Origin of the sequence: Variovorax sp. UC74_104 (assembly GCF_044055375.1) — a bacterium.
Classification (GTDB): domain Bacteria; phylum Pseudomonadota; class Gammaproteobacteria; order Burkholderiales; family Burkholderiaceae_C; genus Variovorax.
The window spans coordinates 6,198,817-6,213,028 of record NZ_CP171978.1; the positions used below are offsets into that span (position 1 = coordinate 6,198,817).

The 14,212-nt window shown below is 66.9% G+C and carries 11 protein-coding genes and 1 pseudogene; 9 read left to right on the forward strand and 3 right to left on the reverse strand.

Annotated elements, in window-relative coordinates; all coding sequences use genetic code 11:
* Positions 1 to 3: 3 nt before the first annotated feature.
* The 9 genes and pseudogenes from ACHMXA_RS29335 (at position 4) to ACHMXA_RS29375 (ending at position 9,289) form a co-directional block, all read left to right on the forward strand.
* Positions 4 to 1,326: a CpaF family protein gene (locus tag ACHMXA_RS29335; protein WP_395317375.1), complete on the forward strand. Its 1,323-nt coding sequence runs from the start codon at positions 4 to 6 to the stop codon at positions 1,324 to 1,326.
* Positions 1,319 to 2,323, forward strand: a complete 1,005-nt coding sequence (locus ACHMXA_RS29340; protein ID WP_176663381.1) for a type II secretion system F family protein — start codon at positions 1,319 to 1,321, stop codon at positions 2,321 to 2,323. The genes ACHMXA_RS29335 and ACHMXA_RS29340 overlap by 8 nt, the downstream gene beginning before the upstream one ends.
* Positions 2,320 to 3,283 (forward strand): annotated as a pseudogene (locus ACHMXA_RS29345) (type II secretion system F family protein). Before ACHMXA_RS29340 ends, ACHMXA_RS29345 begins: the two are co-directional and overlap by 4 nt.
* A complete protein-coding gene (locus tag ACHMXA_RS29350) occupies positions 3,280 to 4,263 on the forward strand; it encodes a hypothetical protein (RefSeq protein ID WP_395317376.1) in 984 nt (327 codons plus the stop codon). Before ACHMXA_RS29345 ends, ACHMXA_RS29350 begins: the two are co-directional and overlap by 4 nt.
* Positions 4,260 to 4,727: a DUF3613 domain-containing protein gene (locus ACHMXA_RS29355; RefSeq protein ID WP_395317377.1), complete on the forward strand. Its 468-nt coding sequence runs from the start codon at positions 4,260 to 4,262 to the stop codon at positions 4,725 to 4,727. The genes ACHMXA_RS29350 and ACHMXA_RS29355 overlap by 4 nt, the downstream gene beginning before the upstream one ends.
* Before the next feature lie 37 nt (positions 4,728 to 4,764).
* Positions 4,765 to 5,253: a TadE/TadG family type IV pilus assembly protein gene (locus ACHMXA_RS29360; protein ID WP_395317378.1), complete on the forward strand. Its 489-nt coding sequence runs from the start codon at positions 4,765 to 4,767 to the stop codon at positions 5,251 to 5,253.
* 53 nt (positions 5,254 to 5,306) lie between these two features.
* Positions 5,307 to 5,747 carry a TadE/TadG family type IV pilus assembly protein gene (locus tag ACHMXA_RS29365; RefSeq protein WP_395317379.1) on the forward strand — a complete coding sequence of 147 codons (441 nt, stop codon included), beginning with the start codon at positions 5,307 to 5,309 and terminating at the stop codon, positions 5,745 to 5,747.
* Positions 5,748 to 5,761: 14 nt separating this feature from the next.
* Entirely contained in the window at positions 5,762 to 7,840 is a 2,079-nt protein-coding gene (locus ACHMXA_RS29370; protein ID WP_395317380.1) for a TadG family pilus assembly protein, read from the forward strand.
* A gap of 18 nt (positions 7,841 to 7,858) precedes the next feature.
* Positions 7,859 to 9,289 carry a sigma 54-interacting transcriptional regulator gene (locus ACHMXA_RS29375; protein ID WP_395317381.1) on the forward strand — a complete coding sequence of 477 codons (1,431 nt, stop codon included), beginning with the start codon at positions 7,859 to 7,861 and terminating at the stop codon, positions 9,287 to 9,289.
* A gap of 127 nt (positions 9,290 to 9,416) precedes the next feature.
* Here ACHMXA_RS29375 and ACHMXA_RS29380 read toward each other — a convergent pair whose 3' ends face one another.
* Genes ACHMXA_RS29380 through ACHMXA_RS29390 form a run of 3 tightly spaced genes read right to left on the reverse strand, consistent with a single transcriptional unit; the run spans position 9,417 to position 14,204 of the window.
* Entirely contained in the window at positions 9,417 to 11,027 is a 1,611-nt protein-coding gene (locus ACHMXA_RS29380) for a TolC family protein (protein ID WP_395317382.1), read from the reverse strand.
* On the reverse strand, positions 11,024 to 12,340 hold the full coding sequence (locus ACHMXA_RS29385) for an HlyD family type I secretion periplasmic adaptor subunit (protein WP_176663389.1): 1,317 nt from the start codon (positions 12,338 to 12,340) through the stop codon (positions 11,024 to 11,026). Before ACHMXA_RS29385 ends, ACHMXA_RS29380 begins: the two co-directional genes overlap by 4 nt.
* A gap of 40 nt (positions 12,341 to 12,380) precedes the next feature.
* Entirely contained in the window at positions 12,381 to 14,204 is a 1,824-nt protein-coding gene (locus ACHMXA_RS29390; protein ID WP_176663390.1) for a peptidase domain-containing ABC transporter, read from the reverse strand.
* Positions 14,205 to 14,212: the final 8 nt, after the last annotated feature.

A 14,212-nucleotide genomic window follows, 5' to 3' on the forward strand; every position in this document is an offset into this window, starting at 1 on the left:
CCCATGTCCACCGATATCGAATTCGCCGACGACGACCAGGCGTTCATCAACTCCCAGCAGTTCCAGGACATCAAGAGCTGGACGCACGACCACCTGCTCAGCCGCATCGAGGAGCTGGGCGCGGAGTTCGGCCGCTGGTCGCGCGCGTCGATCCAGCAGTTCGTCGAACTGGAGGTCGACAGCTTCGTGCGCCTGCGCCGCGTGCCGATCAACGACCGCGAGATGCAGATCATCTCCGATGCGCTCACCAAGGAGCTCGCCGGCTTCGGGCCGCTGGAAGACCTGCTCAACGACCCGGCCGTGGAAGACATTTTGATCAACGGCTACCAGAACGTTTACGTCTCGCGCCACGGCGTGCTGGAGCGCGAGACGGTGCGCTTCGCCGATTCCGAGCACGTGATGCGCATCGTGCGGCGAATCCTCGCGCCGCTGGGGCGCCGGCTCGACGAATCGAACCCTATGGTCGACGCGCGCCTGCCCGACGGCGGGCGCATCAACGTGATCATCGAGCCGCTGGCCATCGACGGCCTGTCGGTGTCGATCCGCAAGTTCCGCAAGGAGCCGCTCACGCCGGCCGACCTGGTGAAGCTGGGCACCTTCGACGCGGGCATGGCGCAGCTGCTCGAAATCGCGGTGCGCGCGCGCTGCAACGTTCTCGTGAGCGGCGGTACCAGCTCGGGCAAGACCTCGCTGCTGAATGCGCTCGCCAGCTTCATCCCGGCGCGCGAGCGCGTGATCACCATCGAGGACACGGCCGAACTCTCGCTGGGCACCAGCCACGTGGTGCGGCTCGAGAGCCGTCCCGGCGGCTTCGACGGCCAGGGCGTGGTGTCGATCCGCGACCTGCTGCGCAACAGCCTGCGCATGCGGCCCGACCGCATCATCGTGGGCGAAGTGCGCGGCGCCGAAGTCATCGAGATGATGCAGGCCATGAACACCGGCCACGAAGGCTCGATGGGCACCATCCACGCGAGCTCGCCGCGCGAATGCCTCTACCGCCTGGAAATGCTCGCGGGCTTCGCCGGCTACCAGGGCAGCGAGGTGAGCCTGCGCCGGCAGATCGCGAACGCGATCGATTTCATCGTGCAGATCGGGCGCCTCTCGAACGGGCAGCGCCGCATCATCTCGCTGAGCGAGGTCACGGGCGTCAACGACAACGTGGTGGCGATGCAGGAGCTGTACCGCTACGAGCCCATCGTCTCGCCCGACGGCGAGGAGCGCGACCGCTGGGTGTCGCTGGGCATCGCGCCGCACTCGCCGAAGATCACGCGCTTCCGCCAGTCGCTGCAGCGTGCGGCGCAGCACGGAGGAGACGGCCGTGCATGAGGCCCTGCTCGTCGCGCTCTGCATCGCGCTGCTGATGGCGGCCGCGGGGCTGCTGCTGTGGCAGTGGGCGAAGAACCGGCAGGTGCGGCTGGCGACGGAGCGGCACCTCGATCAGCAGATCCAGGCCACCGCGGCGGCCTCGGCCACCGATGCGACGCCGATACCGATGCCGCTGCGGGACCTCGCCAGCGACGGCCTCGCCTCCGGCCTCACCACCGACCCGTGGCTCGGCACCGAGGCTGCGGCCGTCGCCCCCGTGCGCACCAGCCTGATCGAACGCGCCATTCCGGGCTGGATGGTGGGCGTGGTCGAGCCGCGCACCATCGTCTTCGCGCTGGGCATCATCGCGGGCATCTGCCTGCTGGTGGGCGTTCTGGTCGGAGGGCTCGCCGCGCTGGGCGTGCTGTTCCTGCTGGTGCTGATGACGAGCTTCGCACTGTGGCTGCAGCTGCAGAAGTTCCGCCGCAAGCTGATCCGCCAGCTGCCCGGCTACATCGATGCGATGGTGCGGCTGATCACCATCGGCAACTCCACGCAGGCCGCCTTCCAGCTCGCCATCGCCACCACCCAGGCACCGCTGCGCGGCCATCTGGAGCGCTCCGCGGCGCTGGTGCGCGCAGGCGTGGATCTCGACCGCGCGCTGCAACAGACAGCGGAGAACGTGCGCATCGAGGAGATGTACCTGCTCGCCTCCATCCTGGGCCTGGGCGTGCGATACGGCGGCCGCGCCGACCTGCTGCTCGAACGCGTGAGCAACTTCATGCGCGACCGCGAGCAGGCGGAGCAGGAACTGATCGCACTGTCATCGGAAACGCGCCTCTCGGCCTGGATCCTCGGCCTGCTGCCCGTCGGCGTGGGTGCCTTCCTGATCCTCACCAACCCCGGCTACTTCATGGGGATGTGGAACGACGACACGGGCCGCATCCTGATCTTTTCCGCGGTGGGCCTGCAGCTGACGGGTGCGGCGCTGCTCTACCGGTTGGCGAGGCTGGCATGAAGTTGACGCCCAACCTGCTCGCCATCGCCAGCCTCGTGCTGCTTGCGCTGGGCCTGCTGGTCGGCGCCGGAGCGCTCGTCGCGGCCGAGCTGCGCCGCACGCGCAGCGGGCAAGCCATCGGCCGCGCCATCCGGCAGGCAGCCGCCATGCCCGATCTCAAGTCCGCCGTCGAAGCTCTGGCGGACCCCGATGCGCCCTTCAAGCCCGAGCTCGACTTGCCGTTCCATTGGCTCGATTCGCACATCGGCCGAGCCCTCGTGGCGGACGAGGACCGCAACCTCATCGACCAGTGCGGGCTGCCGTCGAAGCGGGCCCAGCTCGTCTTCCTAGTCACCCGGATCTCGCTAGCCTTGCTGCTCCCGCTGCTGGCCTACGTCTTCTGGAGCAGTGGACATGCCCGCAGCACCGTCACCATCGTCCTCGCCACAGCGACGGCCGTCGGCTTCATGGCACCCAAATGGGTGCTCGGCCGCATTGCCGCCGGCCGGCGCGAACGCGCAGCCCAGGAGCTTCCTCTTTTTCATCGACCTGTTGCGGCTGCTGCAAGGCGTGGGGCTGAGTCTGGACCAGAGCCTGCAGGTCATGGCTACCGACTTCTCGCACGTGTTGCGGGTGCTGGGTTACGAACTGGGTATCGCCAACGCGCAGTACAGCCAGGGGCGCACCCGCGAGCATTCGCTGCATCGCCTGGCCACGCTGCACAAGAACGAGAACATGCGCGGCCTCGTCTCGCTGCTGGTGCAGGTCGACCGGCACGGCGGCGCGGTGCAGGAGCCGCTGCGCATCTTCAGCGAGCGGTTGCGGGAAAGTCGCCGTTCCGAGATGAAAGAACGCATCGGCAAGATCACCGTCAAGATGACCGGCGTCATGGTGACCACGTTGCTGCCGGCACTGGTCATCGTCACCGCAGGGCCCGGCTTCATCGCGATATTCCGTTCACTGGGAGCCATCGGCAAATGAAAATCCTCGATCTTCCCGGGCACAGGGACCTTTCCAGCCGTCTGCTGGCATGCGGCGCCTCAGCGGCGATTGCCATCGCCATCACAGGGTGCGGCGCACTCAAAGATCAGTACGCTGCCGCAGCCGACGCCCAGCAGCGCGCGTCGGCGGAAGCCGCCGCCGACACCAAGGCCGGCGCCGCCGTTGACACGAAGGCGACCTATCTCAAGCTCGTCGAGCAGATGCAGAAGGAGGGCCTGTGGTTCGCATCGTTGGCACACATCGACGCGCTTGAGCAGCGTTGGGGCGCGTCTCCCGAATCTACGCGCATGCGTGCCGACGCGCTGCGCCAGACGGGCCAAGCCGAACTGAGCGAGCAGGCCTACAAGCGCCTGCTGGGCACACCGCTCGAAAGCGCCGGATACCGTGGGCTCGGCTTGCTGGCGGGCGCCCGCGGCAGCTACTCCGAGGCGGCGCAACTGCTGAAGCAGGCTCAGCGCCTGACGCCTACGGACGCTCTGCTGCTCAGCGATCTGGGCTATGCCAGCCTGCGTGCCGGACAGATCGCCGATGCCAGGCTTCCGCTGATGCAGGCTTTGCAGCTGCGCCCCGACAGTACCCAGGCCCAATCCAACCTCGCCCTCTACCTCGAAGTCACCGGACAGGGCGAGCAGGCTGAAAGACTGATGGAAGCCAATCGCATGTCCACCGCAGCTCGCGCCGCCGTGCGCGATGCTGCACAGCAATTGCGCGCAGGCGGCACGGTGCCCCTCGCCGAGGCCCGCGCCACGCTCCCCCCGGCTGCGGCAGTGCGCCAGCTTCCCGGCGTCACGGAACAGGCGGCACGTGAAGACACCGTGCCGCAGCAGCCACCGTTGATGCTCAAGGCCTCCCGCTGGTCCGGCAACGGCGGCATCCGTACCGCCAGCCAGCTCAATCCCGTATCCGCGGATGCCGCGGGCTCCGTTTCGCCGACTTCGACCTCACGAGGCACCCAATGAAAAGAAAAGAAGAACAAGCACGCGCTGTTGCCGCCGCGCACGGTTTCTCCGCCCTGTCCGCACTCGGTCTCACGGCAATGCTGATGGCCTTCGTCCCTATAGTGAAGGCGCAACAGCAACAACCAGCGGCCGCGAAAACCCAGCAACCGACGCTGCAGACTGCCGGTTCCGAAAACACGGCCGCGCCTGCGCCGGTGCCCGCGCAGGCTCAGGAGGGAATGGACGAAAAGGAATACGTCATCTATGAGCCACTGCAGGTGGGCGACGCAACTCATGACCTGTTCGCATGGCAGCGCGGCGGCGAGATTGCCTCCGCTACGCCGCGCACCATCGCCGGCAATGTCGCGAACCGAAGCTACGAGCGCTATCTGAAAAGTTTCGAATTCCCGATCCCCGAACGCATGAGCTCGACTGTGAAGCAGACGAGTGGCGGCTCGGGATCCAGCGGCTCCATGTCGAAGTAAGCGGAGATCCAGCCAGCACGGACGCACCAGGCCCAGCATGGAAAGCTCGCCCCGCCTTCGCAACCGAAACCGCGCGCACGGCCAGCGCGGCGTGTACGCGATCGAGTTCGCCTTGGTGTTCCTGATCTCCTTTTCTCTGCTGTACGGGGTGATCGCCTACGGCATGATGTTCGCATTTCGCTTGGGGTTGCAGAACGCTGCGGAAGACGGGGCTCGCGCAGCATTGCGCTACCAGCCCACGCTGGATCAACGCAAGGCTCAAGCCAAAGCGACTGCAGTGCTCAGCAGCAACTGGATGCCGAGCGTCGTGGCTCCAATTCCCGACGCGAAGGTGTGCGAAGTAGCAACCAACAACTGCACCACCCCCACGGACTCCAGCTGTGCCGTATGGGCTACCCGATGCCAGATGGTCGTGACCGTCAAGGCATCCAACCTGCAACTCCTGCTGCCACCATTCCCGACTTTTGCCATGCCTGATCAGATCGTCGGTCAGGCCAGCATGCTCCTCGATGGGAGAGCGCCATGAGCTGCATTCCAATGGCCGGTCGCAGAGCGGGCTCTCGCTTTCTGCAGCGAGGCGTGGCCGCCATCGAATTCGCGCTTGTCTTCGGCGTGCTCTTCAGCGTGCTCTATGCGCTCGCAACCTTCGGCGCCGTGCTCTATACGCAGCAGGCGGTGACACGCGCGGCGGAAGAAGGTGCTCGGACAGCTGGCCAAATTACGTCGCCCGTCGCAGGCGACGGACGAGTCAAGGACGCCGTTTACGCCGCCTTGGCCAACTCGCTCATCGTCCCTGTCTCGGCAAATGCCGACGTGACCACCAGACGCAGCTGGATCGTTTCCAACGTGATTGTCGACCCTGCAAAGAATGGCACGGGCGCAACTTCCAGCTACGTCGTGACGGTGAGCTATCCCTACAGCGCGAACCGGCTTTTGCCATCGATCCCGCTTCTCGATATCAGCACATGGATGCCTGATCAGCTGCGTAGTCGCTCAACTATCGCGCTTCGATCATCCTGAGGAGTTCCATTGCCATGAACGCAGCACTCCATAGCCTTTCTCGTCGCAAGCGGATTCGGGGATCGGTCCTGATCAATACGGCCATTGCGATGAGCCTGATCGTCATCACTCTGCTTGGCACCCAGCTGGGCTACCTCTTTTTCATCAAGCGGGAGCTTCAGAAGACTGCCGACCTCGCAGCGCTATCGGGGGCTCAGTCGCTTCAACCGTTTCTCTGCACCGACGCGAAGACGGCAGCCGTCTCGAATGCTGCGCAGAACATGCCGCCCTTGCTTCCTGCGCTCACGCAGGCGGATGTGGAATGCGGCAACTGGGATCCAGGCAATCCCAACCGAACAGCCCCCCAGTACTTCGGTGCGCCCGACGCCGGCAAGGCTTTCAATGCCATACGGGTCACCATCACGCGAAGTCCAGCACTGCTCTTGCCAGGTATTTCCGGAAGCCAGTCAGCCACCATCAGCGTGCAGGCACTTGCCGCACAGCGACAGCCACTCGCTTCGCTGAGCATTCGAAGCACGCTGCTGAGCATCGACTCCAAGCAGTCGGCATTGCTGAACTCCCTCCTTGGCGGCCTGCTGGGCGGCTCGCTATCCGTCCAGGCCGTGGGCTGGCAAGGGCTGCTCAACACCGACATCCAGTTGTTGAGCTTTCTCGATCAACTCAAGATCGCCCTGAACATCAGCGCCGCCAACTACGACCAGGTGCTCGCTACGAACGTGGACGCCGGCGTCCTGCTCCAGGCCATGATCTCCGTCATGGAACGCAGCGGCAACACTGCCGCAGCCACCATCCAGGCATTGCGCGACCTGCTCGTCACCGTCCAGGCTTCGCCGTTCACTCTCAAGCTCGCCGATCTGCTGAACGTGGCGAGCGGAACGGACGCTGCCGGCCTCAATACCAATCTGCAGCTCTTCCAGCTCGTCCAGGGAATGATCCAGGTCGCGAACGGCAAGAACGGCCTCGCGGCCACCGTGCCGATCAACGTCCCCGGCATTGCCAGCGTCACGGCGAAGGTGCAGGTCGTCGAGCCGCCGCAGGTCTCGGCCGTGGGAAATCCGATGCTCATCAATCCGGCACTCGGGGTTAATGATCCGAACAGGATTTACGTCCGCACTGCACAGGTCCGCATGCTGCTGTCCGTGAACCTTGGCGGCGTCACGAACGCGCTGTCGGACGTGCTCTCTACCGTGACAGGTGCGCTTTCTCCGATCATCAACTTCCTCGACAGCGTCGCGACACTGAACCTCGGCACCATCGTGAGTGATCTGGTCGGTCTGGTCGGCTGCGGAGGGCTGCTTCCAGCGTGCCAGCCGCAGAAGGTCATCTATGCAACAGCACTGCCGGCGCCCATCGACATCGGTCTGAGCTCGGGCAACGGCTCCGCATTGGTAACCGGCAATACATGCGGCGCCACCGACAGCAAATCGCTGGACGTCCAGGCAACCAGCAGCTTGGCTAGGCTCAATGTCGGAAAGGTTTCGAACATCTTCTCGTCCTCGCTGCCCGCGACTGCCGCCCCGGTGAGCATCGTCGAGATCGGGTATCGCGAAGCCAAGTTCGACAGCTGCCTTGTTCTCTCTCTGCTTTGCAGCGGCAAGAAATGGAAAGACCCCAGCGGCGCTTACGTCGTCGACATGAACAGCGCCAAGAAGAACGTGATCTCGGGCCTGGGGCTTTCCGTCAACTCCGACGTGGGCGGCAGCGCCGGCGGCAAGGCGCTCAAGTACGTTGCACCTGCCGCGGCGAATCTTCCCGAAATCGATGCCGCGCCATACGACGGCACAGGCCCGGACCCATCCTACAAGTCCATCAGTTCCACGTCGCTCGTCCAGAGCCTGGGCTCCACGCTGGGCGGAGTGCAGATCCAGCCTTATTCGAGCGACAGCAGCGGTGTCCTCGGAGGCCTGCTAAACGGCACCATCAGCCTGATCAGCAATCTCCTGAACACTCTGCAGACGGTGGTGACGAACGCACTCGGTCCCCTGCTCGACCCCGCCGTCAATGCACTACTGAACCTCCTGGGAATCGACCTTGCGCAAGCTCAGGTCGGCGCTCGCCTCTCGTGCAATCGAGGTGCCCAGCTGGTCTATTGATATGCGCGTATTTCCAACATGAGCTCACCCGCCGCCAATTTCGACGAACTCGACCTCTTTGTCTGGGAAGGCAAGGCAGACATCCTCGACCGCATCGCGCGGTGCATGGCGAGCTTCGACGTGGAGGTCATCCGGGCCGACGGTATGCCGCCTCCGCATCAGGAGCAGGGCGTTGCGCTGCGGCCTTCGGTGGCGATCATCAGCGTCACGGTCATCGACGGCGGAGGGCTGGCGCATGCGACCGAGCTGCTGCAGGGCATGCCGGTGATCTGGGTGGCGGCGGGCTCGCGCGAGCGCGACTCGCGCACCTATCCGCCCGAGTACCTGCACGTGCTGCCCTACGACTTCACCTGCGCCGAGCTGCGCACGATGGTCGCGAAGCTGGTGCGGCAGCTGCGCGCGCGCGAGGTGGCGCCGCAGCCGCCCGACGTGCTGGTGGCGCACTCCGACGCGATGAAGGCGCTGCTGGCCGAGGTGAACGCTTTTTCCGACTGCGACCACAGCGTGCTGGTGCGCGGCGAGACGGGCGTGGGCAAGGAACGCATCGCGCAGCAGCTGCACCTGGGCCACCAGCGCTACGGCAAGGGCGCGTTCGTGGCGGTGAACTGCGGCGCGATTCCCGACGGGCTCTTCGAGTCGCTCTTCTTCGGCCACACCAAGGGCTCGTTCACGGGCGCGGTGCATGCGCATCGCGGCTACTTCGAGCAGGCCACGGGCGGCACGCTGTTCCTCGACGAAATCGGCGACCTGCCGCGCTACCAGCAGGTCAAGCTGCTGCGTGTGCTGGAGGACAACGCGGTCACTCGGCTGGGCGCGACGGCGCCGGTGCGCGTGGACTTCCGGCTGGTGGCGGCCACCAACCGCAACCTGCGTGAGATGGTGGCCAGCGGCGAGTTCCGCGCCGACCTGTTCTACCGCCTCGCGGTGATCGAGCTGCACGTGCCCAGCCTGGAGGAGCGCGGAGAGATCGACAAGATCGCGATCTTCAAGGCGCTGCTGACCAACGTGCTCGGCGACGAGCTCGAGGCACTGGGCGAGACGCCGCACTGGCTCAGCGACGCGGTGGCGGAGACCTACTTTCCCGGCAACGTGCGGCAGCTGCGCAACCTCGCCGAGCGCGTGGGCGTGATCGCGCGGCAGCTGCACAGCTGGGACCAGAATCTGATCCAGCGCGCCATCGCGCTCACGCGCGGCACGCCGGCTCCGGCTGCATCTGCCAGCAACGGGATGAACGGCAGCGGTGGCGGCGTCGGCTCGATCGACGGCAGCGCGGACCGCAAGGGCTGGAACAGCAGCGAGCGCAACCGCATCATCGCGGCGCTGGAGATCAACGACTGGAAGCGCCAGGACACGGCGCAGTACCTGGGCATCAGCCGCAAGGTGCTGTGGGAGAAGATGCGCAAGTACCAGATCCTCGACGGGGAGCCGGGCATCCCCGAAGAACAATAGGTTCTCCCCCAGGCTGCGCGGCACTTCGTGTCCGCTTCGCCAACCCCCTTCCGGGGGCAACACCTGAGGCCCGGCAAAGCCGGTTCCTCGGTGTTCCCGAAATGGCTTCGCTTCGCTTGCCTCGTGTTCAGGGGATGGAGAGGCGTTGCGCTCTGCGCAGGGTTGGCGGCGCGCCGGCTGCTCCGGTTGCGCGTTCGCTTACCACCGGTTCGCTGGCGCAGGCGGTGTTGCTCGAGATGCAGAGCGTGCCGAGCAGGCCGTCTTCCGTGAGCACCTGGCGCCTGGGTGCGCCGAAGAGGCCGTCGATCCAGCCGTTGGGGCCGAGGGGGTCGATGCGCAGTTCGCCGGTGGTGCGGGCCAGGCGCAGCTCGGAGATGCGCAGGTCGAAGACGCCGTCGACGTAGTCGAACAGCAGCGTGTAGTAGTCGAGCTGGGCGTCGAGCACCTTGGGCAGGGTCTCGCGGCCGAATTCCATCAGGCGGCGGCGGCCGCGGAAGGCCTGGCCCGAGGTGCTGACGGCTTCCATCAGCTGCTTCTCGCGCTCGCGGCCGGAGACGGTGCGCGACCACGATGCGGCCGTGAGTTCGAAGAGGTTGAGCTTCACGCCTTCGAGCTTGGCTTCCTGGTTGGCGACTTCGGCCAGCGCCGACTTCAGGCGCAGCTGCCGGTCGAAGCCGTTGCCGAAGTTCCAGTTGAGTTCGAAGGCCGCGCGCGTCGGGTCCTGCGGCGACACGCCGCGCGGGTCCCTGCTCTTCACGAGCACGGCGTCGAGCGTGGGGTAGAGGCTCGCGTCCTGCTGGTCGGCCAGCGCCCTCGCGCGCTCGATGCGGCCCTGCGCCTCGGCGATCTCGGTGCTGCGCGCCTCGGCGCGGCGCAGCGCCTCTTCCTGCGTGGTGATGCGCCACTGCGCGGGCGCCGCGAGCACGGGCAGCGACTCGGCATTGGGCGAGAACTTGAAGTAGTTGCGGAACTTGGCGATCGCCTCGTCGCGCTGGGCCTCGAAGTCGGACTCGCGCGCAGCCACCAGCGCGCGGCGCGACGCGGCCATGTTGAGGTCGTTGTCGCCACTCACGCCCAGCGCCACACGGCGGGCCTCGGCCTTCGAGAGCTCGGCCACCACCTCGGTGGCCTTGTGCGCGATCTGCTTCTTCAGGTCGAAGCGCTGCACCTGCAGGTAGGCGGTGAGCGCGTCCAGCACCACCTTCTGCGAGGTGGTGACGACGGCCTCGTCGTCGGCCTGGTTGCCGGCCTCGGCGGCGCGCTGCGCGGCACTCATGGCGCCGCCGTCGAGCAGGCTCACGCGCGCCTCGGCAGTGAGCACCGTGTAGCTCTGCGTCTTGGCGTTGGCCGCGCCGCTGTTGTAGCTGCCGGACGAGGTGCCGACCTTGAACTTCGGGTAGCGCGCCTGCTTCGCGGCATCCACGCCGTAGCTGCTGGTGTTGGCCGCGGCCTGCGCGGTCTGCACCTCGGGGTACTCCTGCGACAGCGCGATCAGGGCCTGCTTCACCTGCTGCGCGTAGCTGGCGGCGCCCAGCGAAGGCGCGGAGAGCCTGCGCGCAACCATGAGCCTGGTGGCACTTTCCATCTCCTGCTGCTGCAGGAGATGCTCCGGCAGCGGCTGCGGCTGTTGTGGTTCCTGCGCGAAGGCGGCGGGCGGCAGCGCGAAGCCGGCGCACAGCGCCGCGCAGACGGCGCCGGTGCCCACGCGGCGCAGATCGACCGGTTTGCGGTACTTCATGGTTCGCGGAAGGCTTCGCGGCGAAGCTTGAGCACGGGTCGCAGGATGTACCAGATGAACGGGTCGGTGCCCACGCGCAGGTCCACTTCGGACTCCATGCCGGCGGTGATGCGGTTCTCGTCGCGGCCCACGTGCGACTGCGACATGCTGATGAGCAGCCGGTAGTACGGCGCGCCGTTGGAGATGGCCGGGTCGCGGTCGGCGTCGGCCGCCACCAGCTTGACCTTGCCGTCGACCGCGCCGTAGCGCAGGTAGTCGTAGGCGGTGATCTTCACGCGCGCCTGCTGGCCCACCTCGATGAAGCCGCGGTCGTTCGGGTTGAGCCGCGCCTCGACCATGATCTCGTCCTCGTCGGGCACCACTTCGAGAATCGATTCGCCGGGCTTCACCACCCAGCCCGGGCTGGAGTTGCGCAGGCCCTTCACGATGCCGTCCGACGGCGCCTTCACCACGGTGCGCGAGCGCTGGGTGCGTGCGCGCGCCAGGTCTTCGGCCAGGCTCGCGAACTGGCGCTCGACGGTGGCCAGCTCGTCCGACGCGCGTCGGCGGAAGCGCCCCTCGGCCTCGGCCATCTTGGCCTGCGCCTCGGTGATGGAGGCGTTGGCCGAGACCACGCCCTGGCGCGCCACCGCGAGCTCGCTGCGCACGCTCTCGGCCTGGCGGCGCTTCTCCAGCACTTCCACCTGGCCCACCAGCTTCTCGCTGAGCAGCTGCTCGGAGATCTCCAGTTCCTTCTGCATCAGCGCCAGCCGGTCGCTCAGACCCTTGACCTTGGCCTCCTGCTCCAGCTTCTTGCTGCGCGCCTGCTCCAGGCCCGACACGGCGCCTGCCATCACGCCGCGCTGCTCGAGCGCGCGCGCCTGGTAGGCGCCGGTCTCGCCCTCGAGCACGCCCTCGTCGATGTCGGGCGCGAAGGATGCGCGCGTGAGCGGCTGGCCGCGGCTTTCGGCCATGAGCCGCACGCGCGTGGCCTGCGTGGCGGCGTAGCGGGCCGTGAGCTCCTCGAGGTTGAGGCCGCTGCCGCCCAGGTCGATCTCGACCAGCGACTGGCCCTGCTTGACCTTCTCGCCTTCCTTCACCAGCACGTTGCTGACGATGCCGCCTTCCAGATGCTGGATGGACTTGACGCGGTCCGACGGGATCACGCGCCCCGGCGCGACCACCACCGTCTCCATCGGAAAACCCAGGCCGACCAGCGCGAGCAGGCCGATCGCACCGCCGATGATCCACTGGCGCCGCCGGCCCTGCGGCGAGGTCTGTGCCGCGCGCTTGTCGTTCTCGTCCTGAAGAATCTGCGGCAGGTCTATTTTCAAATCGCGTCCCCGGTCACTCTTCGTTCATCGCTGCTGCGCGTCACGCCATCGAGCGGGATGCCGGCGTGGCTCCCGCCGCGCCGTCTTCCGCATCGCCCAGCGCCACCAGCGGTTTCTTCACGCCGAACAGCTTCGGCACCATCACCGCGGCCGTGCCCTGCTCCACGTTGCCCTGGCCGGTGACGTGGTAGACCACGTTGGCGGCCGAGACGATGCGCAGCGAGTGCGTGACCACCACCACGGTGCGCACCTTGGCCACCGCGAGCAGCGTGGCGAGCAGGTTGCGCTCGCTCTGGAAATCGAGGTCGTTGCTGGGTTCGTCGAGCACCAGCACCGAGGGCTTGCGCAGGAAGCTCATGGCCAGCGCCAGCTTGCGCCGCTCGCCCACCGACACGCCGGTGCCGCCTTCACCCACCATGGTGCGGTAGCCGTCGGGCAGCCGCGAGATGAAGTCGTGCGCGCCCGAGAGCTTGCAGGCCGCGACGATCTGCTCGTCGCTCTGGCCCGGCGCATTGCGTCGCATCACGTCGATCAGCGAGCCGCCGAACCAGTAGACCTCCTGCGAGAGGTAGCTGATCCAGCGCGAGAGTTCTTCGCGGCCGAACTGCGAGAGGTCGTACTCGCCGATGCTCACGATGCCGCGCGTGGGCGTGTAAAGGCCCGACAGCAGCTTCACCAGCGTGGACTTGCCCGCGCCGTTGCGCCCCACGATCACGTGCAGGCCGCCCGGGCCGATGTCGAGGTCGACGTTCTCCAGCACCGGCTGCTGCGCGGTCTCGGTGAAGCTGAAGCTCACGTCCTTCAGCGTGATGCGGCCCAGCGGCTGGGGCAGCGTCATGCCCGTGGGCGGCTTCTCGACCGGCTCGCGCAGCACGGTCTCCAGCCGCTTGGCGGCTTCCTTCGCGGTGGCCAGCGAGCGCCAGTTGGACACCAGCCCGGCCACCGGCTGCAGCGCCTTCAGCGCCAGCATGTTCGATGCGACGAGGCCGCCCACCGTCATCCACTGCTCCATCACCGACACCGCGCCCACGGTCACGACGACGACGGAGAACACGGTGAGCAGCACGGTGGTGCCGTCGCGCGCGGTCTCGATCTGGCCGTTCTTGCTGAAGCTCTCGGCGAGCCACGCGTTGTAGGTCTGGCGCCACATCTCGATGGTGGGGCCGTCGTTGGCCTGGGCCTTGAGCGTTTCGCGTGCGTTGCAGATCTCGGCGGTCACGCGCTCCAGGCCGCGCCCGCGCTGCACTTCCTCCACGCGGCCGGAGCGCACTTCGTCGGCCCACCACCACGCCAGGAAGGACATGATCGCGAGGAACAGCACCACCACCGGCAGCACCGGCAGCGCGACGATGCCGATGACCACCAGCGCGAAGACGGCCATGGGCAGGTCGAAGATGGATTGGGCCAGCCCGCCGGTGATGGTGCCGCGCACCGAGGCCACGTCGCGGAAGTACAGGTGCCACACCGACGCGGGCCGCGCCTCCAGCGCGCGCAGCGGGCGGCCCAGCATCGAGTTCAGCAGCGCGCCCGAGACGCCGTGGTCGACGATGGCGCCCGCGTTGCGCAACAGGCGCGAGCGGCGCGTACGCAGCCAGAACTCGATGCACAGGAAGAACAGGATGCCGCTGACCAGCGCGGCCAGCGTGGAGGTGCCGCTGCGCGAGAGCACGCGGTCGTACACCTGCAGCAGGAAGATCGAAGGCAGCAGCCCGAACAGGCTGATGGGCAGCGAGCGCCACGCGGCACTCTTCACGAGCGGATAGGCGGCGCGGAACGCGGCGTTCAGCGCGCCCGCGTAGGGACTGGCACCGGGCTCGTCCGGAGTCTCGGCAACCAGTTGGCTGGGCAGGAGGAACTTGATCATTGGAAAGA

What these genes read in the sequence shown, in the direction of transcription:
- ACHMXA_RS29335 (WP_395317375.1), top strand. Translation starts at nt 4, where the DNA reads ATGTCCACCGATATCGAATTCGCCGACGACGACCAGGCGTTCATCAAC.
- ACHMXA_RS29390 (WP_176663390.1), bottom strand. Translation starts at nt 14,204, where the DNA reads ATGATCAAGTTCCTCCTGCCCAGCCAACTGGTTGCCGAGACTCCGGAC.
- ACHMXA_RS29355 (WP_395317377.1), top strand. Translation starts at nt 4,260, where the DNA reads ATGAAAAGAAAAGAAGAACAAGCACGCGCTGTTGCCGCCGCGCACGGT.
- ACHMXA_RS29375 (WP_395317381.1), top strand. Translation starts at nt 7,859, where the DNA reads ATGAGCTCACCCGCCGCCAATTTCGACGAACTCGACCTCTTTGTCTGG.
- ACHMXA_RS29360 (WP_395317378.1), top strand. Translation starts at nt 4,765, where the DNA reads ATGGAAAGCTCGCCCCGCCTTCGCAACCGAAACCGCGCGCACGGCCAG.
- ACHMXA_RS29380 (WP_395317382.1), bottom strand. Translation starts at nt 11,027, where the DNA reads ATGAAGTACCGCAAACCGGTCGATCTGCGCCGCGTGGGCACCGGCGCC.
- ACHMXA_RS29350 (WP_395317376.1), top strand. Translation starts at nt 3,280, where the DNA reads ATGAAAATCCTCGATCTTCCCGGGCACAGGGACCTTTCCAGCCGTCTG.
- ACHMXA_RS29370 (WP_395317380.1), top strand. Translation starts at nt 5,762, where the DNA reads ATGAACGCAGCACTCCATAGCCTTTCTCGTCGCAAGCGGATTCGGGGA.